The sequence below is a fragment of the Amycolatopsis sp. Poz14 genome (genome assembly GCF_006704225.1).
In the GTDB taxonomy this organism is placed as follows: domain Bacteria; phylum Actinomycetota; class Actinomycetes; order Mycobacteriales; family Pseudonocardiaceae; genus Amycolatopsis; species Amycolatopsis nivea.
In genome coordinates, this window is the sequence record NZ_JACLHD010000001.1 from 7,033,642 (window position 1) to 7,052,405 (window position 18,764).

Annotated in this window: 18 protein-coding genes; 9 read left to right on the forward strand and 9 right to left on the reverse strand. The window is 70.2% G+C overall.

Annotated features, from left to right (window positions below):
- The 5 genes from FKO37_RS32700 to FKO37_RS32720 all read right to left on the reverse strand — a co-directional run bounded on the left by FKO37_RS32700 (position 1) and on the right by FKO37_RS32720 (position 4,779).
- Positions 1 to 1,533: an AMP-binding protein gene (locus FKO37_RS32700; RefSeq protein WP_238607025.1), complete on the reverse strand. Its 1,533-nt coding sequence runs from the start codon at positions 1,531 to 1,533 to the stop codon at positions 1 to 3.
- 11 nt (positions 1,534 to 1,544) lie between these two features.
- Positions 1,545 to 2,417, reverse strand: coding sequence for a cyclase family protein (locus FKO37_RS32705; protein ID WP_167754459.1), 873 nt, complete (start codon positions 2,415 to 2,417; stop codon positions 1,545 to 1,547).
- A 31-nt stretch (positions 2,418 to 2,448) separates the two neighbouring features.
- Positions 2,449 to 3,177: an SDR family NAD(P)-dependent oxidoreductase gene (locus FKO37_RS32710; RefSeq protein ID WP_051728977.1), complete on the reverse strand. Its 729-nt coding sequence runs from the start codon at positions 3,175 to 3,177 to the stop codon at positions 2,449 to 2,451.
- Between the two features lie 113 nt (positions 3,178 to 3,290).
- A complete protein-coding gene (locus FKO37_RS32715) occupies positions 3,291 to 4,031 on the reverse strand; it encodes a FadR/GntR family transcriptional regulator (RefSeq protein ID WP_037813335.1) in 741 nt (246 codons plus the stop codon).
- Positions 4,032 to 4,137: 106 nt separating this feature from the next.
- Entirely contained in the window at positions 4,138 to 4,779 is a 642-nt protein-coding gene (locus tag FKO37_RS32720; protein ID WP_238607026.1) for a TetR/AcrR family transcriptional regulator, read from the reverse strand.
- A 90-nt stretch (positions 4,780 to 4,869) separates the two neighbouring features.
- Here FKO37_RS32720 and FKO37_RS32725 point away from each other — a divergent pair, with 90 nt between their 5' ends.
- The 3 genes from FKO37_RS32725 to FKO37_RS32735 are packed head-to-tail and all read left to right on the forward strand — an operon-like array spanning position 4,870 to position 8,176.
- Positions 4,870 to 6,237 carry an NAD(P)/FAD-dependent oxidoreductase gene (locus tag FKO37_RS32725; protein WP_238607027.1) on the forward strand — a complete coding sequence of 456 codons (1,368 nt, stop codon included), beginning with the start codon at positions 4,870 to 4,872 and terminating at the stop codon, positions 6,235 to 6,237.
- On the forward strand, positions 6,234 to 7,115 hold the full coding sequence (locus FKO37_RS32730) for an alpha/beta hydrolase (RefSeq protein WP_238607028.1): 882 nt from the start codon (positions 6,234 to 6,236) through the stop codon (positions 7,113 to 7,115). The genes FKO37_RS32725 and FKO37_RS32730 overlap by 4 nt, the downstream gene beginning before the upstream one ends.
- On the forward strand, positions 7,112 to 8,176 hold the full coding sequence (locus FKO37_RS32735; RefSeq protein WP_238607029.1) for a trans-acting enoyl reductase family protein: 1,065 nt from the start codon (positions 7,112 to 7,114) through the stop codon (positions 8,174 to 8,176). The genes FKO37_RS32730 and FKO37_RS32735 overlap by 4 nt, the downstream gene beginning before the upstream one ends.
- A 72-nt stretch (positions 8,177 to 8,248) precedes the next feature.
- On the opposite strand, the gene FKO37_RS32740 is transcribed toward FKO37_RS32735, so the two are convergent.
- The 4 genes from FKO37_RS32740 to FKO37_RS32755 all read right to left on the reverse strand — a co-directional run bounded on the left by FKO37_RS32740 (position 8,249) and on the right by FKO37_RS32755 (position 13,003).
- Positions 8,249 to 10,549 carry an FtsX-like permease family protein gene (locus FKO37_RS32740; protein ID WP_238607030.1) on the reverse strand — a complete coding sequence of 767 codons (2,301 nt, stop codon included), beginning with the start codon at positions 10,547 to 10,549 and terminating at the stop codon, positions 8,249 to 8,251.
- Complete coding sequence (locus FKO37_RS32745; protein ID WP_134662416.1) at positions 10,546 to 11,235, reverse strand: ABC transporter ATP-binding protein; 690 nt, start codon at positions 11,233 to 11,235, stop codon at positions 10,546 to 10,548. The genes FKO37_RS32740 and FKO37_RS32745 overlap by 4 nt, the downstream gene beginning before the upstream one ends.
- On the reverse strand, positions 11,235 to 11,756 hold the full coding sequence (locus FKO37_RS32750; RefSeq protein ID WP_043837530.1) for a PadR family transcriptional regulator: 522 nt from the start codon (positions 11,754 to 11,756) through the stop codon (positions 11,235 to 11,237). Before FKO37_RS32750 ends, FKO37_RS32745 begins: the two co-directional genes overlap by 1 nt.
- A gap of 374 nt (positions 11,757 to 12,130) precedes the next feature.
- Entirely contained in the window at positions 12,131 to 13,003 is an 873-nt protein-coding gene (locus FKO37_RS32755; protein ID WP_134662417.1) for a MurR/RpiR family transcriptional regulator, read from the reverse strand.
- Positions 13,004 to 13,097: 94 nt separating this feature from the next.
- Between FKO37_RS32755 and FKO37_RS32760 the strand changes: the two genes are divergently transcribed.
- The 6 genes from FKO37_RS32760 to FKO37_RS32785 are packed head-to-tail and all read left to right on the forward strand — an operon-like array spanning position 13,098 to position 18,714.
- Positions 13,098 to 13,844 carry an amino acid ABC transporter ATP-binding protein gene (locus FKO37_RS32760; protein WP_134662418.1) on the forward strand — a complete coding sequence of 249 codons (747 nt, stop codon included), beginning with the start codon at positions 13,098 to 13,100 and terminating at the stop codon, positions 13,842 to 13,844.
- A 14-nt stretch (positions 13,845 to 13,858) separates the two neighbouring features.
- Complete coding sequence (locus tag FKO37_RS32765; protein WP_134662419.1) at positions 13,859 to 14,779, forward strand: transporter substrate-binding domain-containing protein; 921 nt, start codon at positions 13,859 to 13,861, stop codon at positions 14,777 to 14,779.
- A 13-nt stretch (positions 14,780 to 14,792) separates the two neighbouring features.
- Entirely contained in the window at positions 14,793 to 15,431 is a 639-nt protein-coding gene (locus FKO37_RS32770; protein ID WP_051729800.1) for an amino acid ABC transporter permease, read from the forward strand.
- Entirely contained in the window at positions 15,428 to 16,240 is an 813-nt protein-coding gene (locus FKO37_RS32775; protein WP_037820155.1) for an amino acid ABC transporter permease, read from the forward strand. Before FKO37_RS32770 ends, FKO37_RS32775 begins: the two co-directional genes overlap by 4 nt.
- Positions 16,237 to 17,703, forward strand: coding sequence for a serine hydrolase (locus FKO37_RS32780; protein ID WP_238607031.1), 1,467 nt, complete (start codon positions 16,237 to 16,239; stop codon positions 17,701 to 17,703). The genes FKO37_RS32775 and FKO37_RS32780 overlap by 4 nt, the downstream gene beginning before the upstream one ends.
- Before the next feature lie 18 nt (positions 17,704 to 17,721).
- Positions 17,722 to 18,714 (forward strand): AraC family transcriptional regulator, encoded by a 993-nt coding sequence (locus tag FKO37_RS32785; RefSeq protein ID WP_238607032.1) that lies wholly within the window; start codon positions 17,722 to 17,724, stop codon positions 18,712 to 18,714.
- The last annotated feature ends 50 nt before the right edge of the window (positions 18,715 to 18,764 follow it).

The window sequence follows — 18,764 nt, forward strand, 5'->3', positions numbered from 1 at the left end:
CTACCCCGCCATTTTGCGCAACTCCGCCTTGCGGATCTTCCCAGTCGACGTCTTCGGCAACTCCGCGAACCGGATATCCCTCGGCACCTTGAAACCCGCCAACCGCTCCCGCAACCAGCCGATCAAGTCCACATCGGACACCTCAGCCCCGTCACGCAACCGCACGAACGCGACCGGTACCTCGCCCCATTTCGGATCCGGCTTCGCCACCACCGCCGCCTCGGCGACCGCCTCGTGGTCCAGCAGCGCGTTCTCGACCTCAATGGACGCGATGTTCTCCCCGCCGCTGATGATCACGTCCTTGAGCCGGTCCCGGACCTCGACATACCCGTCCGGATGCCGCACCGCCACGTCGCCGGTATGCAGCCAGCCGCCGGCGAATGCCGCTTCGGTCGCTTCCGGATTGTCGAGGTACTCCGCCATGACCGTGTTCGAGCGGATCACCAACTCGCCCAGGGTCTCCCCGTCCGCGGGAACGTCGTCGAACTCCGGAGTCACCACGCGCGCCGACTCGACATTGAGCGTCCGAACCCCTTGCCGCGCCATCATTTTCGCCCGCTCCGCCGGTGCGAGGTCCTGCCATTCCGGCCGCGGGACGCACATCAGCGAAGGCCCGTACGTCTCGGTCATCCCGTACAGATGCGTCACCTCGATCCCGATGCCCGCCAGCGCCGCGATCGCGGCAGGCGACGGCGGCGCTCCCCCGACCGCGAACTGCACCCGCTGGGCAAACCGCGCGCCGCCGCTCGCCTGTACCAGCATGTCGAGCACGACCGGAGCACCGCTGAGATGCGTCACCCCTTCCTGCTCGATGAGCTCGAACGCCCGCAGCGCGTCCACCTTCCGCAGCGTGACGTGCCGCGCGCCCGCCGCGGTGACCGCCCAGGTGAAGCACCAGCCGTTGCAGTGGAACATCGGCAGCGTCCACAGATAGCGCGAACTTGCTTGCAGGCCAGTGGAAACGACCTGGCCGAGCGCGTTGAGGTACGCGCCGCGATGCGTGTAGACCACGCCTTTCGGACCAGCCGTGGTGCCGGAGGTGAAGTTGATCGCCAGCGGCTGCCGTTCGTCGCTGGGCAGGCGCAACGGCACCGGATCCGCGGTCCGCAGCCAATCCTCGTAACCGTCCCCGATCACCAGGACTTCCCGCAGCTCCGGCGTCCGCTCGGGAACCTGGGCGACCAGCGACTGGTCGACGATGAGCACCTTCGCGCCGGAAAGCCGCAGCAGCTGCGCGTATTCGTCCTTGGAGAGACGCGTATTCAGTGCGACCAAAGCACATCCGGCTCCAGGCACGCCGTAATGCGCCTCCAGCAACGGCACGCCGTTGGGCGCCAGCACCGCGACCCGGTCGCCATCGCCGAGCCCCAGTTCCCGGAGGCGTCCGGCCAACCGCTCCGCCCGGTCCGCGAGCCGCGCCCACGACATCCGTTCCCCGGCGTCGGTGACCACGCCGATCCCGTCGCCGTCGAGGTCGACGGTGCGCCGCAGGAAACTCAGCGGGCTGAGCGGCACGTCGTTCGCGAATTCCATCCCGGTTCCCTTCACACGACAGCGATCGGGCGCAGCGGCGAACCGGTCCCGCCCCGCAGCGTCAGCGGCAGCGCGACGAAGAGGAACGTGACGACGCCGTCCGCCGCCAGGTCCTCGCAGTTCACCCACTCCATGATGTGCACTCCGTGCCGCTGCAGCAAAAGCACGTGCACCGGCAGCGGATTCCCCGGCACCGGCGAAGGCCGGACCTCGAACGACATGGTGTCCGCGCCGACGTACCGCACGCCCTTCGACACCAGCCACTCCGCCCCGTCCACGCCGACGCCGCTGCCGCCGCTGCGTTCGGCGATCCGTGCGGTGTCCGGCCAGAACTTCATCTGCCCGGTCCGCACGAGCACGATGTCCGACCCGGTGATCGTGACGCCGCCCGCTTCGGCCGCCTGCCGGAGATGGTCCTCGCCGACGGCGAAATGCGGTGGCAGGACGTCGAGTCCGAGCACCTTCGGGATGTCCAGCAGCACCCCGCGGCCGATGATCGGCCCGAATTCGGACGCGTCGCCGCGCAGCGCGCCGTAGTCGCCGAGCGCGCTGTTCGCCGAGGTGCCGCCGTGCCATTCGTCCTCGCTGCCGCACGTGACGTGGCACAGCGCGTCGATGTGTGTTCCGGTATGCAGACTGCCGGAGACGAGTTCGGACACGTAGCCGAATTCGACGTCGTTCGTGCCGGGCGAGTCGAACGGGAACCGGCCTTCGGCGCGCTGGCCCTGCGGGGAGTTGTACGTGACGACTTCCAGCTGCGGGTTGCCCGCGAACGTCGGCATGTGCCGCCACCAACCGGTCGACAGGTCGTACACGGAGCCGGTCGCGGGCAGGCCGAGGCTGCGCACGAGGTCGGCGTCGGGCGGGGTGCTGCGGGAGCTCATGAACACTTCCTCGGGTTCGGAGGGAACGGGGTCAGACGGTGACGGACAGCCCGGCGTCCACCGGGACGACCGCGCCGGTGATCCCGGCGGCCAGCGGGGAAGCCAGGAACAGCACCGCCGCGGCGACCTCGGCGGGCTGCACGGCCCGTCCGCGCGGCGTGCGGCCCACCATGCGCCTGCCCGTCTCCGAGGGCAAGAACTCCTTCATCCGCGGCGTTTCCACCAGGCCGGGCGCGATCGCGTTCACCCGCACGCCGAACGGCGCTTCGGCGGCGAGGTACCGGGTGTAGCCGAGCACGCCCGCTTTCGCCGCGGAATACCAGCTCACGCCGCCGCCGATCACCGTGCCCGCGATGGACGCGACGTTCACGACGGCTTCCGCCCGCTCCCGCACCCGGTCCAGCCACGATGTCGTGACCAGCTCGACGAGCCCGAGCACGCCGACCACCCCGTCCGCGAACGGCCTCGGCCGCTGGCTCGACGGACCGGCGTTGTTCACCAGCATGCCCGGCGTGCGCCAGGCCAGCGTGCGGTCGAGCGCTGCCTGCACCGAGGCTGGGTCGGCGGCGTCGGCTTCGACGGGCAGCACTTCTCCGCCGGATTCCTCGGCGAGACGGGACACCGCCGCCGGGTCGAGATCCCACGCGGCCACGGCCACCCCCAGCTCGGCTGCCCCGAGCGCGACCGCGCGGCCGATCCCGCTGCCCGCGCCGGTGACCAGGACACAGCTTCCGGTTTCAAAACCCATCGTGGTCAGCATCAATACAGTATACTCTTTTACCGCACCTGATACCAGAACTTGCGTTATCAATGAGTCCGGCGTCGCTCGGTACCGCGCCGACAAGCTGAAAAGAGTGTACTCTGCGCGACAGGTCAGGCTTCGGGGCGCAGCAACGCGGCGATGGCCTGCAGGTGCCTGCGCATCCGGTGCTGGCCCAGCGGCGCGTCCCCGGCGACGAGGGCCGCCACGATCGCTTCGTGCGCCTCGTGCGATTCGCGGGCGGCGTCGCGGTGTTCGCCGCCGGAGGATTCCGCGTCCCATTCCCGCTGCACGATGTCCTGGTCGAGTTGCGCGAGGACTTCCACGAACAATGTGATCGCCGGATTTCCGGCGAGTTCGGCGATAACGCGGTGCAGATTGCGCGCGTGTCCCCGGGTGAATCCCTGTTCGATGAGTTCGCGTTCGGATTCGAGCGCTTCTTTCAGCCGCACGATTCCCGATTCCGTGAGGTTTTCCGCGGCCAGCGCGATGCCCGCGACCTCGAGCGCGGTCCGCGCCTCCATCAGCTGCTGCCTGCTCACCTCGGCGTGGCGCAGGTACACCCGCGCCGCGTTGCGCACGACGCCCGGATCCGGTTCCGTCACCACGAGTCCGCCGCCGGGACCGCGCCGCATCGCCGCCATCTGCTGGTGCTCGACCAGCCGCACCGCCTCGCGGAAGACGGCCCGGCTGACCCCGTACCGCTCGATCAGCTCCGTTTCCGAGCCCAGCACCGATCCGACGCGCCAGCCGCCGTCGATGATGTCTTTTTCGATCTGCTCGGACACCTTTTCCGCCAGCCGCCGATTGCCGCCTTTTTCCCCGGCCGGCGTGGCGTTCTGCTTGCTGGTCATCGGTCGACCCCTGTCGGTGCGCGGGCGGCGGATCGGTAATCACGTGGGCCGCGCCAGTCTATACCACTCCGGATTTCCGGCGGGGACACCGCATTTCCGGTATCGCTCAGCGGAGATACGGCTTCAGCATCGCCCCGGTCAGCCTGCGCGCGGTCGCCGCCGCGTGCGCGGAATCGCCTTCGACGAGGCCGAGCAGCGGGTCCAGCCCCTCGACGTGCGGGGCCAGCGCCAGATGCGGCAAGACCAGCAGCAGCAACGACAACACGATCTCGACGTCGGTGTCCGCCCGGAGCTGCCCCGCCGCCACCGCCCGCTCGACCAGCTGCCGCAGCACCGCCAGATAGTGGCGGTTGACCGCCTCGCGCACCGGCGTGCGGGCGACCGGATCGGGCTCGAGGTTGGCCGCCGCGGTCATCGCGCGCTCGAGCGGATGGTCGTAGAAATACCGCACCCACGCCTCGAGCAGCCGGTCGAGCGCGCCGGCGAAATCCTTGTCCCACGGGAGCTTCTCGATCTCGGCCTCCATGGCCGCGCGGATCCGCACGCTCGCCAGCTCGGCGAGGTGGACGTACATGTCGGCCTTGTCGGTGAAGTACTGGAACAGGCTGCCCTTCGACACCCCGGCCTCGCGGCAGATCGTGTTGAGGCTGCCGCCGCTGAACCCGCGCGCCGCGAACTCCGCCTCGGCCGCCGCCAGCACCGCCGCCCGCCGCTTCTCCGGCAGCCGCTCCCACGTTCCCGTCGGCACCGCCGACCTCCTCTTCTTGACTCTCCCCGTGCTGCGATCGTACTCTATGACCGCTGGTCATATGACCACTGGTCACAAGGAGGAGAACGCATGTCCGCGAACAGCTTCCGGGTCTGCGTCGTCGGCGCGGGCTCGTCCGGGATCGCCGCGGTCAAGGTGCTCGCCGAACGCGGCATCGACGTGGACTGCTACGAACTGTCCGACCGGGTCGGCGGCAACTGGGTGTGGGGCAACCGCAACGGGGTCTCCGCCGCCTACCGGTCCCTGCACATCAACACCTCGCGGCAGCGGATGGAGTACAGCGACTTCCCGATGCCCCGGCACCTGCCCGACTTCGCCCGGCACGACCAGATCGCCGGCTACTTCGCGGCGTATGTGGCGCATTTCGGCTTCGGCGACCGCATCCGGTTCGGCACCGGGGTGACCCACGTCGAGCCTCGGCCGGACGGCAGCTTCGCGGTCACACTGTCCACAGGAGACACCGAGCGGTACGACGCCGTGCTCGTCGCCAACGGCCACCATTGGGATCCGCGCCTGCCGGAGCCGATGTTTCCCGGCGCCGAAGGATTCCGCGGCGAGATCATGCATTCGCATTCCTACACCGAGGAAGCGCAACTGGCCGGACGGCGCGTCGTGGTGGTCGGCATGGGCAATTCCGCGATGGACATCGCCGTCGACGCCTCGTACCACGCCGCGGAAACGCACCTGTCCGCGCGGCGCGGGGTGCACGTGATCCCGAAATACGTGTGGGGCAGGCCGTACGATCAGATCGCCGGGAAGGAATGGCTGCCCTCGGCACTGCGCTGGCCGCTCGCGCGCCGGTTGATGGCCGCCGCGACCGGGCCGATGACGCGGTACGGCCTGCCGGAGCCGGACCACAAGTTCGCGCAGGCGCATCCGACGATGTCCAGCCGCGTCCTCGACCGGCTCGCCCACGGGGCGATCACGCCGGTGCCGAACATCGAACGATTCGACGGCGGCGACGTCGTGTTCGCCGACGGCCGCCGGGTCGCCGCCGACCTGGTGGTGTTCTGCACCGGGTACAAGATCAGTTTCCCGTTCTTCGACCGGGATTTCCTTGATCCCTCCGGCGACAACGAGATCCGGTTGTACCGGCGGGTTTTCCACCCTGGCGTGCCCGGATTGTATTTCGTCGGGCTGGTGCAGCCGCTCGGCGCGATCATGCCGATCGCGGAACGGCAGGCACTGCTGATCGCCGACCACCTGCAAGGCCGCTACCGCCTGCCCGGCGCGGCCGAGATGGCGCGCGAAATCGACACGCACCGGCGACGGATCGCGCGGCGTTACGTCGCGTCCAAACGGCACACCATCCAGGTTGACTACGACGACTACATGCGCGACCTTCGGCTCGAACGCCGACGCGGGGCACGCCGTCCGGCCGGCCGCACCCCCGCTGACCGCCCGGTCGCCAGCGCTCGAGAGGAGATCCTCGCGTGAACGTGTCCTTCCCGGTCGGCGGCGACCAGTGCGCCGCCACGCTTTCCCTGCCAGCAAACGAAAACCCGCCGATCATCGTGATGGCGCACGGCCTCGGCGCAGTCCGCGAAATGGGTCTCGCCGCCTACGCCGAACGCTTCACCGCCGCCGGATACGCGTGTCTGGTGTTCGACTACCGGCATTTCGGCGACAGCGAAGGCACTCCGCGGCACCTGCTGTCCCCGCGGAAACAACTCGCCGACTGGACCGCCGCGATCGCCTACGCGCGCACACTCCCCCAGGTCGACGGCGACCGGGTCATCGCCTGGGGCACCTCGTTCGGCGGCGGTCACGTGCTCAGCACCGCCGCGAACCACCCGGCCGGGCTCGTCGCCGCGATCGCGCAATGCCCGTTCACCGACGGCATCGCGTCCGCGCTCGCCATGCATCCGGCCAGTTCGGTCAAGGCGACCGTCGTCGCGGCCCGGGACGTGGCCGGGCACTGGCTCGGACGGCCGCCGCGGCTGATCGCCACCGCCGGTCCGGAACGAGGCACCGCGCTGATGACTGCGCCGGACGCCGAGCCGGGGTATCTTGCGCTGGTGCCGCCGGGCAGCGATTTCCGCAACGAGGTCGCGGCGCGGGCGGTGTTCGACATCCTGCGGTACCGGCCGGGCCGCGGCGTCGGCCGGATCGAGGTGCCCACGTTGTTCGCGGTGTGCGAGAAGGATTCCGTCGCCCCGTCCGGGCCGACGCTGCGGTACGCCGCCCGTGCGCCGCGCGGCGAGGTACGGACTTATCCGGACGGGCATTTCGCCGTCTACCAAGGCGATCCGTTCGAGCGGGTGGTCGCGGACCAGGTCGATTTCCTCCGTCGGCACGTTCCGGTGACGGCATGACCGGGCGGATCGTGGTGTTCGGGGCGACCGGCTACACCGGCGGCCTGGTCCTGGAGTCACTGGTACGGCGCGGAGTGCGGCCCGTCTTGGCCGGGCGGAACCGGTCTGCTTTGGACGCGCTGGCCGCGGACCACGGCGACTTGGAGATCGCGGTCGCGGACGTCAGCGACCCGGCGACCCTCCGCTCGCTGGCCGGGCCCGGCGACGTGCTGATCGCCACCGTCGGCCCGTTCGACCGGATCGGACACGCGGCCGCGCAAGCCGCCGCCGATGCCGGAGCGCACTACCTGGACTCGACCGGCGAGGTCGGTTTCGTCCGTGATGTGCGTGCCCGACACCATGAGCGAGCAGTCGAAACCGGTGCGGCGATGGTCCCGGCCTTCGGTTACGACTACGTCCCCGGCATCCTCGCCGGCGCCCTTGCCGCGCAAGAGGCGGGCGATGACGTGCGTTCGCTGGAGATCGGCTACTTCGCGACCGGGCCGCTTTATCGAGGCTTGAGCCAAGGCACCCGGACGACCATGCGGGACGGGATGACCCTGCCCTCGCTGCGCTGGCGGGGCCGCCGACTGGTCGAGGAACGCACCGGCAGCCGGGTGCGCGCGTTCCCGGTCCGCGGCCGGTCCAAGTCGGCTTTCCTGGTTTCCGGGACCGAAGTGCTGTTCCTGCCGGGGAATTTCCCGTCGCTCGACGAGGTGACTGTCTACAATGGATGGTTCCCCGCGTTGAGCCGGGCGATGCCCGTGGTGTCCGCACTGGCCGCGGTGGCCGGTCCGGTGCTGCGGGCGATGAGCGGGCCGATGGTGGGTCCGCCCGGAGGACCGGACGCCGCCGCACGCGCGAAAACCGGCGCGGAAGTGGTCGCAGTCGCCGATTCCCGGGTCGAGGTACGGCTTGAAGGACCGAATGCGTACACGCTCACCGGGGATCTGCTGGCCTGGGCGGCGATCCGGTTGAGCACCGAGGGCCCGGCGACGCCCGGCGTGGTGGGTCCGGTGGACGCGTTCGGGCTGGAGCCGCTCCGGGACGGATGCGCGGAACTGGGGCTGGTGCGGCAATAGCCGTGAAGGGCTCCTTGACGGAATCGGATTCCGTCAAGGAGCCCTTCACGGACCACCCCGCACCCCCGGGGGCTATTCCGAACGGAGCGTGTCCAGCCTCGTCACCTGGCGCAGCAGCGGCAGCGTCAACGCCGTCACCAGCAGCACCGCGGCGACCGCGGCTCCGGCCAGTCCGGCCAGCACCCCGCCGTCCACCATCATCGGCATTTTCGCCAGCCGCAGGATCGGCGCGGTCAGGCCGAGCCCGGCTCCGACGGCCAGCACCACCCCGACGACCACCGGAACCGCGGTCTGCCACAGCGATCCCCTGGCCAGCACCCCGATCGGCACGCCCGCCGCGGACAGCGCCGCGAGCGGACGGCGGCGTTCGCTGATCTGCTCGATCGACAGCATCAGCAGGCTCATCGCCGCCACCGCCAGCACGAACAGCGACGCGGTCAGCAGCACCGCGCGGAAGCTCGCCAGCATCCGGTCGTCGCGGCCGGCGTAGTCGGACATGAAGTCCGTCTTGCTGACCTCGGCCTTCCACGCCAGCGGGCGCACCGCGGTCGCGACCTGGTCGATCAGGGCGTCGACGCCGCCGGCGCCCGCCACGAAGAGCTCCGTCCGCTCGACCGGCAACTGGACGTCGCCGAACGCGCCGGGCGTGACCAGCAGCTCGCTGGCCGACGCCTTCGCGGTGTTGCTCGAGGGCACCACCCGGACGTTGCCCGGGACTGTCCACATCGGACCCTCGACCTTGTTGCCGTTGCGGTAGCCGGTCAGCCGGTACTCCCCCTTGGGAACGGGCTGGGCCGACGAACCGGCCACATAGAAAGCGTCCCCGTCGGCGCAGTCTCCGATGTTCGCCTGCGTTTTCAGCGCCACGCAGTCCCCGACAGTGCCGTAGACCTGGTTCTCGCCTGATCCCTGCAGCTGCAGGGAGCGGGCGCTGTGCACGCCGGTCACCCCGGGCGCCCCGGACAGCCGCTGCCGGACCTCCGCCTCGTGCGCACTCGTCGTGTCCACCCGCACCGGCGCGGCCGCGACGCCGGCCGGCGTCTCGTACGACCGCGAGTTGCGGCTGGTCATCGACGTGAGCACGCCCTGGATCAGGATCGTCCCGGCGAGCACGACGACGAGCCCGGACACCACCCGGCTCGCGGTGCCGCTGTCGAGCTGCAGCCTGCGCACCGCGAGCTGCCACGACGGCGGGCCGCCCTGCAGCCGTTCGACGATCCGCTCCACCAGCCACGGCAGCAGCGCCGCGACACCGATGAGCAGGAACACGCTGCCCACCGCGAGCGCCATCGCCGCGGCCTGGTCCCCCGACCCCGGCGAGACGACGAGCGTCCCGAGCAGGAACACCACGCCGATCCCGGTGATCGTCCAGCGCCACCACATCCGGCGTCGCACCGGTTTGCCCTGCCGGACCACGCCGAGCGGTTCGACGATCGTCCGGCGCAGCCCGAACAGCGCCGAGCCGACCGCGAGACCGGGCACCACCAGCACGATCACCAGCAGCGCCACCCACGACGGCGTGAAATCGTCCGCGAAGACGCGGAGGCCGAACGGGAGCCAGTCCCCGATGAACGGCCGCAGCGCGTAGAACAGCGCCCCGCCCGCCACGAGCCCGATCACCGCGCCGACCAGCGATTCCGCCGCCGCGACCCGTTTGATCTGCCGGGCGTCCACCCCGATCAGCCGCAGCGCGGCGAGCCGCCGTTCGCGTTGCGCCGCGCCCATCCGCGACGCGGTGGTCACGAAGATCAGCAACGGCAGCAGCAGCACCGCGGCGATCGGCGCGATGACCATCCACATCACCAACGGCAGGGTGAACCCTTCCGGAGGCTTGCCGTAGGAGTAGACGCTGGTGGCGTTTTCCCCTTCGGCCTTGATCTCCGCGGCGGTCGACCCGTAGTACGCCGTCAGGTCGGCCGCATCGCTGACGCCCGGTTCCCCGATCTGGCCGACCACGTTCCCCGGCAGCCGCGCCTTGATCGACGCGCCCTCGGCCGAGTTCAGCTTCTCCGCCAGCGCGGGCGACACGATCACCTCGCCCGGCGCGGGCAGCCGGGAAAGCCCCGGCGGCACCGGCGAGTTCTCCCCGGTCGCCGCGACCGCGGTCAGCTGGAGGAAGTCCTCGCCGACCGACGGGTACCAGCGGTAGGTCGCCAGCGGCGCGATCCCCTCGCGCGGCGTCGTGTCCTGCTTGATCGCCGCCGCCCGGTCCGCCCGCGCGTTCACCAGGTGGCTCACCGAGGCGGCGGGCAGGAGCACGGCGACCGCGAGCGCGATGCCGAACGCGGTCATCGCGAGCCGCAGGAGAGCCGAGCCGGACATCCGGCCGCCCCCGACGGCCAGCCGGAGTCCCAGCAGCAGATCCCGCATCATGCGACCAGCTCCCGGTCGACCGTGCGCCCGTCCCGGACCACGATCTCGCGGTCGGAGTACGCCGCGACCCGCGGTTCGTGCGTCACCAGCACCACCGCGGCGTGCGTTTCCCGCGCCGCCTGGGTGAGCATCTGCATGACCTTCTCGCCGTTGAGCGAGTCGAGCGCACCGGTCGGCTCGTCGGCGAACACGACCTTCGGCCCGGTCACCAGCGCCCGCGCGACCGCGACCCGCTGCGCCTGCCCGCCGGACACGTCGCCCGGACGCCGCTTCGCCAGGTTGTCGACCTCGAGCCGGGCCAGCCATTCCTTCGCCTTGGCCTCGGCGGGCCCCCGCTTCGCGCCGGTCAGCCGCAGCGGAAGCGCGACGTTCTCCAGGCAGGTCAGCTCGGGAACAAGCTGACCGAACTGGAACACGAAGCCGAATTCGGTGCGCCGCAACGCGCTCCGGCCCTTGTCGTCCATCGCGACGAGGTCCTGCCCGCCGTAGTGGATGGTCCCCGCGTCCGGCCGGACGATCCCGGCGAGACAGTGCAGCAGCGTCGATTTCCCCGACCCCGACGCGCCCATGATCGCGAGCACTTCCCCCGCCGCGACGGCCAGCGCCGCCCCGTCGAGCGCCCGCGTCTGGCCGAACGATTTGTGCAGCCCGCTGCCCGCGAGCAGCGCGGTTCCCGGCCTGGTCATCAGCGCACCGCTTTCTCGAGTTCGCCGAGCCGGGCCGCGGTGAGCTCGAGCCACCGCAGATCCGCCTCGAGGTGGAAGAGCGCGTGGTCGCAGATCAGCTGATCGGCGAGGTCGCCCTCGTACTTGCGTTTCGTGAGCGAGCGCATCACCTTGAGGTGCTCGCTGCGCTGGACGTCGAGCACGTCGGTGGCGTCGCGCCCGGACAGCAGCGCCAGGACCACCTTCGTGTACAGCGTGTTCTGCAGGTACGGCTCCGGGTTCTCCGGAGTGCTCAGCCACTGCTCGACGTCGGTGATCCCGGCGTCGGTGATCGTGTAGCGCTTCCGTTCCGGCCCGTCGCCGCTCTCGACCCCCGCGACCTCGACCATGCCGTTGCGCAGCAAGCGCGACAGCGTCGAGTAGACCTGGCCGTACGCGAGCGGGCGGTCCTGCCCGAACTGCTCGTCGTACGCCCGTTTCAGGTCGTACCCGTGTCTCGGCCCCGACTCGAGCAACCCGAGCAAGGTATGTGAAACCGACATTCCCCTGTTCCTCCCTTGACCCCGGAATCCCGGGGGTGAAGATCACTATACAACACAGGTATACGCACCGTGTATACCACCGCAGAATAGTGCGTCTTCGCAGGTCAGGGCTCGCTGCCGCCGGGCGGCACGGCGGGCGGCGGGCGGCGGGCGGCAGGCGGCGGGCGGCGGGCGGCGGGCGGAGCTTGCCGCGGCTGGTCAGGGTCGTGAGGGTTATGCCGGTTAGAGCGGACACCGGGCTGGCTGCCTACGGTGGCGAGCACAACCCGAAGCCCCAGAGCACCACGACCTCGTGAGGCGGGCGGGCGACGGCCGGTCAGCCGACCTCGCGAGGGGCGATCGCGGAGAGAACCGCGATCGCCGCCCGGCGAGCGCTACTTCCGCTCGCCGAGGTCCGCCCGGAGCCGGGTCAGCAGGTCCGCGGCCGTCTTCGCGCGGTCCGGCTCCCGGCCCGCGATGGTGTGCGCGAGGATGTCGGTGACGATCGAGGCGGTCAGGGTCTCGCCGGTGAACTTCGTCGGGGAATCCGGCGCAGGCAGCACGACGCGGACCCGGGATTCGAGGTCCGCGGACAGCTGGCTCGTCACGAGCACTACCGGCGCGCCGACCTCCTCCGCGTAGCGCAGGATCAGCTCGACGTCGCGGTTCTGCCGGGCCGGGACGTACACCAGCACCGCGTCGTCGGCGGTCAGCGGGAGCATCGCGTCCGCGAGCCGGAAGCCGGTGTCGTCGCAGTGCCGCGTGACCAGCCCGCGGCGGGCGAGCCGGAACGCGGCGTACTCGGCGCAGACCGACGACAGCCCGAGTCCCCAGGTGAACACCATCCTGGCGGCGAGCAACAGCCGCGCCGCCTCCTCGACCGCTTCCGGCGCGAGCTGGCGCTGCATTTCCTGCAGCCGCTCGGCACTGTCGGCCATCACCCGGTCGATCTGGCGCGACCCGGTCGACCCGAGGTTCTCCATCGCCGCGCTCAGCCGGACGGTCGGCTCGGTGCGCGCGGTGAACGTCTGGCCGAGGTGGCGTTTCAGCTCCGGCAGCCCCGAATAGCCGAGCGCTTTCGCGGTGCGGACCACGGTCGCGTCGCTGGTCCCGGCCGCCGCGCCGAGGTCGCCCGCCGACGAGAACAGCACCTCGTTCGGATTGGCCAGCATGAACCGGGCGACCTGGCGTTCCGCCGGCTTGAGGTCGTCGAGCCGGGCGCGGACGTGGTCGTCGAAGTGGTCGCCGCCGAGATAGGTAGTGGACATGACACCCTTGACTGGACGTAGTGGCTACTACAAGATGCCGGAGGGTTCTCCGTTGTGTAGTGAACCCTACCCGCCGGCTCGACGAGGAGCACTCATGAGCACAGATCAGCCCCTGGTACGGCTGCGCGGCGTCGGCAAGTCGTTCGGATCGGCCCGGGTGCTGACCGGGATCGACCTCGACGTCCGGCGCGGCGAGGTCGTCGTGGTCATCGGCCCGTCCGGGTCCGGGAAATCGACGCTGTGCCGCTGCGTCAACCGGCTGGAGACCGCGGACGAGGGCTCGATCGAGATCGACGGCCGCCCGCTGCCCGCCGAGGGCGCGGACCTCGCCCGGCTGCGCGCGGACGTCGGCATGGTGTTCCAGTCCTTCAATCTCTTCGCGCACAAAACCGTGCGGGACAACGTGATGCTCGGCCCGGTCCGCGTGCGCGGGCTCAGCCGCGACGACGCGCGGAAACGGGCCGACGAGCTGTTGGAACGGGTGGGCGTCGGCGCGCACGGGGACAAGTACCCCGCACAGCTGTCCGGCGGTCAGCAGCAGCGGGTCGCGATCGCCCGCGCGCTGGCGATGGAGCCGCGCGTGCTGCTGTTCGACGAACCGACCAGCGCGCTCGACCCGGAGATGATCCACGAGGTGCTCGACGTGATGACCGCGCTCGCCGCCGACGGCATGACGATGATCGTGGTGACCCACGAGATGGGTTTCGCCCGCAAGGCCGCCGACCGCGTCGTCTTCATGGCCGACGGCCGGATCGCCGAATCCGCCACGCCGGACGTCTTCTTCGGCTCGCCGCAGACCGAACGCGCCCGCGATTTCCTCGCCCGCGTGCTCAGCCACTGAGCCTGGAGGCCTCCGTGTCCGCTCCCCTCACCCGCCGAGCCGCGCTGCTCGCCGCCGGCACCGTCCCCTTGCTCGCCTCGTGCAGCGGCGGAACCACCCGCACAGCAGGCAATCCCGCCTACGCCACGCTCGACCAGGCCGACGCCGTCGCGCGCGGACCGGTCGGCGTCGACCTGCCGGAAACGCCGACGCTGCGCCGGATCCGCGACCAAGGCGTCCTGCGGCAGTCCGCTTCGGTGACCACCCCCGGGTTCGGCATGATGAACCCGGCGACCGGCAAGATCACCGGCTTCGACATCGGAATCGCCCAGCTGCTGGCCAAATACCTGCTCGGCACGCCCGAGGTGGACAGCATCACCGGCGGCGCCGACACGCGCGAAGCGATCCTGCAGAACCGATCCGTCGACGTCGCCGTCTGTACTTACACGATCAGCAAAAGCCGGGCACGGCTTGTCTCGTTCGCCGGGCCGTACTACCTCGCGCGCTCCGGCATCGTCACCGCGGCGGACGGTCCGCAGGTCACCGCCGTGCGCGATCTGGCCGGGAAAGACGTCGCGGTACAGCCCGGCGCGGCACAGGAAGCGCTTCGGAAAGCGTGTCCGCAGGCACGTGCGGTGGTGTTCGAGGAGTCGAGCCAGTGCGCCGCCGCGGTCCGGCAGGGCCGGGTCCAAGCGTGGTCGGCGAACACCGCGATCCTGCTGGGCAAAGCGGCGGTCGACGCGCGGCTGCGGATGACGCCCGCGACGTACGGAAGCAGCCCGTTCGGCATCGGGCTGCCGAAGGACGATCCGGCGTTCAAGGAGATCGTCGTCGGATTCCTGCGGCGCATCGCCGCCGACGGGAGCTGGCGGCGGCTGTGGGAGCAGACCGTCGGCCCGCTCGTGTCCGGTCCCGCCCCCGAGCCGCCCGTGCCCGGCTCCGTCCCCGGCTCCTGAAGGGAGATCACCCGTGCTTTCCGGTCACGCCGGGGAAATCCTCGGCGGTTTCACCACCACTTTGCTGCTCACCGCGTGCGCCTTCCCGCTCGCGCTCGTCCTCGGCTGCGTCGTCGCGATCTGCCGGATCAGCCCGGTCCGGCCGCTGCGCGCCGCCGGACGGCTGTATGTCGACCTCGTCCGCAATTCGCCGTTGCTGCTGATCGCCGTGCTGCTCATCTTCGGACTGCCCGACGCCGGTGTGCTGATTCCGTTGTTCTGGTGCCTCGTGCTCGCGCTGGGCGTCTACTTCGGCGCGTACGTCTGCGAAACCGTCCGTTCGGGCATCCGCGCGGTGGATCGCGGGCAGGTCGAGGCGGCCAGGGCGATCGGGCTGCCGTTCCGCCGGGTCGTGCTCGATGTCCTGCTGCCGCAAGCGTTCCGCGCGATGGTGCAGCCGCTGGGCACGATCCTGATCAACGTCGCGCTGGGGTCGGCGCTCGGCGCGGCCGTCGGCGTGGACGAACTGACCCTCGAAACCCGCTCGTTCAACCTCGAAACCGCCGAACCGATCCTGGCCTTCGCCGTCGCGGCCTGCGGTTATCTCGTGATCAACCTGGCGGTCAGCGGGGTCGTGCGGCTCGTCGAGCGAAAGGTCCGGGTGCTCCGATGAACGACGACATCCTCTTCGACGCACTCGGCCCGAAAGCCAAGGCCCGGTTGCGCACCGTGTCCATCCTTTGCGGACTCGTCCTGCTCGGGCTGCTGACCCTCGTCCTCGTCAAACTCGGCGCCTCCGGCCAGCTCGACCCGGCCCGCTGGGCGATCCTCGTCGACGGCGCGATGCTGCGGTTCCTGGTGCAGGGCTTGGCGATGACGCTGCTGGTCGGACTGGTGTCCACGGTGCTGTCGGTCGCGATCGGCGTGCTGCTCGCGCTCGGCAGGCTGAGCCGGAAGCGGTGGCTGAGCTGGCCGTCCGCCGCGGTCATCGAGTTCTTCCGCGCGATGCCGCTGCTGCTGATCCTGTTCTTCTTCATGTTCGGGCTGCCGATCCTCGGCGTCCGGGTGCCGATCTTCTGGCAGCTGGTGCTGGCGATCGTCGCGCACGCCGGGGCGATCTTCGCTGAGATCGTGCGCGCCGGGATCCTCGCCGTGGGCCGGGGCCAGAGCGAGGCCGGGCACGCGATCGGCCTGCGGCACTGGGAGGTCATGACGTTCGTGGTGCTCCCGCAGGCGGCCCGCGCCCTCGCGCCCGCGCTGATCAGCCAGACCGTGCGGGTGATCAAGGAATCCAGCCTCGGCTACGTCGTCGGCATCGCCGAACTGCTCAACAACGGCAAGGTGCTCGGCGAGTTCAGCGGCGACTTCATCCAGGCCTACGTCGGGGCCGGGCTGCTCTACATCGTCGTCAACATCGCCCTCTCGCGGGTCGCCGAACGGCTCGCGAACCGCAAGAAAACACTCGTCCAGGAGCCTTCGTGACCTTCCCCTCCGCCGCCCCGTCCGACGCGGGCCTCGACGCCCAACGCGTGCGCGGCTTCCTGCACCGGCTGACCGCCGACGGGATCTCGCTCGACAGCCTGCTCGTCTACCGCTCGGGCAAGCTGGCCTTCGAACACTACTGGTGGCCCTACCGCAACGACCGTCCACACACGACACACTCGGCGACGAAGTCCTTTGTCGGCACCGCAATCGGCCTCGCCCTGGACGAAGGCGTGCTGCGCCTGGACGACCGTCTCGTCTCGTTCTTCCCGGAACTCGTTCCGCCCGACGCGTCGGAGCACCTGCGCGCCATCACCGTCGAAGACCTGCTGACCATGCGAACCGGCCACCGCGTCGGCCTGTCCGGCAAGACCTGGCGACTGCTGAAAACCAGCTGGGTGCGGGAATACCTGCGCACGCCCGTGGACCTGCCGCCGGGCAAGACGTTCACCTACTCCAGCGCGACGTCGCACATGCTGTCCGCCATCGTGCAACGGGCATCAGGCCTTTCTGTCTACGACTACCTGCAACCACGGCTGTTCGAGCCGCTCGGTTTCGCCGGACACACCTGGGACACCGACCCGGAAGGCATCTGCTCCGGCGGGAACGGCTTGAGCCTGCGCAGCATCGACTTCCTGAAATGGGGCGTCCTGCACCTGCACGACGGCCTCTGGCAAGGCGACCGGATCCTGCCCGCCGGATGGGTGCGCGAGGCCACCGCGTGGCACGTGCAGAACGCCGACGCCGGAAGCTGGAACGGCACCGAATTCGTCCCGTCCGCCTCGGCCGGAGACGAACGCCCGGAGGGTTACGGATACCAACTGTGGCTCGACGCCGACGGCGGATACCGGGCGTCTGGAATGTTCGGCCAGGACGTCTTCGTACTCCCCCAACACGACGCCGTTGTCGCCACGACAGGCAGCATCACGCACGGGAAGCACCGCCTGTTGTCCGGTCTGGTGCATGACCTGCTGGTGCCCGCCTTTACCGGCACTCCTTCCCCTGCCGCCGATGCTTCGTTGGCTACCGAACTCGCTGTTGCTGCTCCCGCGCTTTCGCCGACCACCGTCGAGTTGGACGGCCAGCGGTACGAATGCGAGTCCAATGAGGACGGACTGTCTGCTATCTCGTTCACTGTGGACGGTGATGTCCTTGTGGTGACCTTGGACGACGATCGCGGCTGTCATTCAGTCCGTTGTGGACTGTCCACGTGGGTCGAGTCGGATACCGGAGTTACCACCTGGCAACTGCACCACTCGTATCAGGCCGAATCGACGCGTGTCCTCGCCGCCGCGCAGTGGAGTTCCCCGGGGATGCTGGTGCTGGAGTGGTACTTCGTGGAATCGCCGTTCCACGACACGATCACCATCGAGTTCGGTGACGGCCAACTGCGGTGGCATCGTCGGACCAATGTGAACAGCGGGCCGACGGAGCGTCCGGTGGTTACCGCCAAGCTCGTCTGACGGCGTACGATCCCGCGGATGAGCCGGGTGGCCGGGATCGCCGAGCTCGTGCGGACGCGCGGGCGACGGATGGTGAGCGCCGCCGACGACGTGGACGAGGTCGTCGGCGCGTGCAGCACCGCCCTGCGTCCGCACGCGTTGCTGGTGCGCGATCGCCGGCTGTCCGCGCGGCTCGATCACCTCGCCGCCGGCTCGGTTTCGGTGAACCGGCTGCGGTACGGCGCGGCTGTGCGCATCTCGGAACTGGCTCCCGAACAGGACGAATTCCTGCTTTCGCTGCCGGTGAGCGGCCGGGCGCGGTTCGCTTACGGCACCACGAGCGCGGTGCTGCGGCCGGGGGCGGCGTCGGTGGTGAATCCGTACCGCTCGTTCCAGCTCGACTTCGACGACGCGTTCGACCAGGTCGTGCTGCGCCTCGACCGGCCGCTGGTCGAGCGGACCGCCGCACTGCTCGCCGGGACGCCCGGCACGGTCGCGGTGCAGTTCGACCTCCGGGCGGACACCGTCTCCCCCGGCGTGCTGGCACTGGTCGAAGCGGCGGTCCACCTTTCCGCCGAGGGCGCGCGGCCCGGGCATCTCGAGGCGCTGCTGGCCGAGGCCCTGTTGCTCGGCCACCCGAACACCCTCAGCGAAACCCTTGCCGCCGAGACGAAAGCTCCCTCGTCGGCGCGGGTCCGGCGCGCGATGGACTACCTGCTGGCGCACCTGCCGGAGTCGTTTTCGATGGCCGAAGTGGCCCGGCATTGCGGGGTGTCCCTACGCAGCCTGCAGATCGGCTTCCGCCGCGAAACCGGGCGGACCCTCAGCGAATGGCTCCGCGAACAGCGTCTCGACCGCGCCCACGCGCTGCTGGCCGCGGCGGATCCCGCCGGCGCCACGGTGACCGCGACCGCGCTCGCTTGCGGCTTCGTGCATCTCGGCGATTTCGCCACCCAGTTCAAACGCCGGTTCGGCGAATCGCCGTCCGCCGTGTTGCGCGAAACCGACGACGGCAGTTCGCGCAGGCGATAGTCCTGGCACGGCGGGCCGCGCAGACTCTGCGCAACGCAAGTCCGCGCTGC

What these genes read in the sequence shown, in the direction of transcription:
- FKO37_RS32715 (WP_037813335.1), bottom strand. Translation starts at nt 4,031, where the DNA reads ATGACCAGCAAGCAGAACGCCACGCCGGCCGGGGAAAAAGGCGGCAAT.
- FKO37_RS32705 (WP_167754459.1), bottom strand. Translation starts at nt 2,417, where the DNA reads ATGAGCTCCCGCAGCACCCCGCCCGACGCCGACCTCGTGCGCAGCCTC.
- FKO37_RS32710 (WP_051728977.1), bottom strand. Translation starts at nt 3,177, where the DNA reads ATGCTGACCACGATGGGTTTTGAAACCGGAAGCTGTGTCCTGGTCACC.
- FKO37_RS32775 (WP_037820155.1), top strand. Translation starts at nt 15,428, where the DNA reads ATGAACGACGACATCCTCTTCGACGCACTCGGCCCGAAAGCCAAGGCC.
- FKO37_RS32760 (WP_134662418.1), top strand. Translation starts at nt 13,098, where the DNA reads ATGAGCACAGATCAGCCCCTGGTACGGCTGCGCGGCGTCGGCAAGTCG.
- FKO37_RS32735 (WP_238607029.1), top strand. Translation starts at nt 7,112, where the DNA reads ATGACCGGGCGGATCGTGGTGTTCGGGGCGACCGGCTACACCGGCGGC.
- FKO37_RS32745 (WP_134662416.1), bottom strand. Translation starts at nt 11,235, where the DNA reads ATGACCAGGCCGGGAACCGCGCTGCTCGCGGGCAGCGGGCTGCACAAA.
- FKO37_RS32725 (WP_238607027.1), top strand. Translation starts at nt 4,870, where the DNA reads ATGTCCGCGAACAGCTTCCGGGTCTGCGTCGTCGGCGCGGGCTCGTCC.
- FKO37_RS32740 (WP_238607030.1), bottom strand. Translation starts at nt 10,549, where the DNA reads ATGATGCGGGATCTGCTGCTGGGACTCCGGCTGGCCGTCGGGGGCGGC.
- FKO37_RS32755 (WP_134662417.1), bottom strand. Translation starts at nt 13,003, where the DNA reads ATGTCCACTACCTATCTCGGCGGCGACCACTTCGACGACCACGTCCGC.
- FKO37_RS32700 (WP_238607025.1), bottom strand. Translation starts at nt 1,533, where the DNA reads ATGGAATTCGCGAACGACGTGCCGCTCAGCCCGCTGAGTTTCCTGCGG.
- FKO37_RS32750 (WP_043837530.1), bottom strand. Translation starts at nt 11,756, where the DNA reads ATGTCGGTTTCACATACCTTGCTCGGGTTGCTCGAGTCGGGGCCGAGA.
- FKO37_RS32785 (WP_238607032.1), top strand. Translation starts at nt 17,722, where the DNA reads ATGAGCCGGGTGGCCGGGATCGCCGAGCTCGTGCGGACGCGCGGGCGA.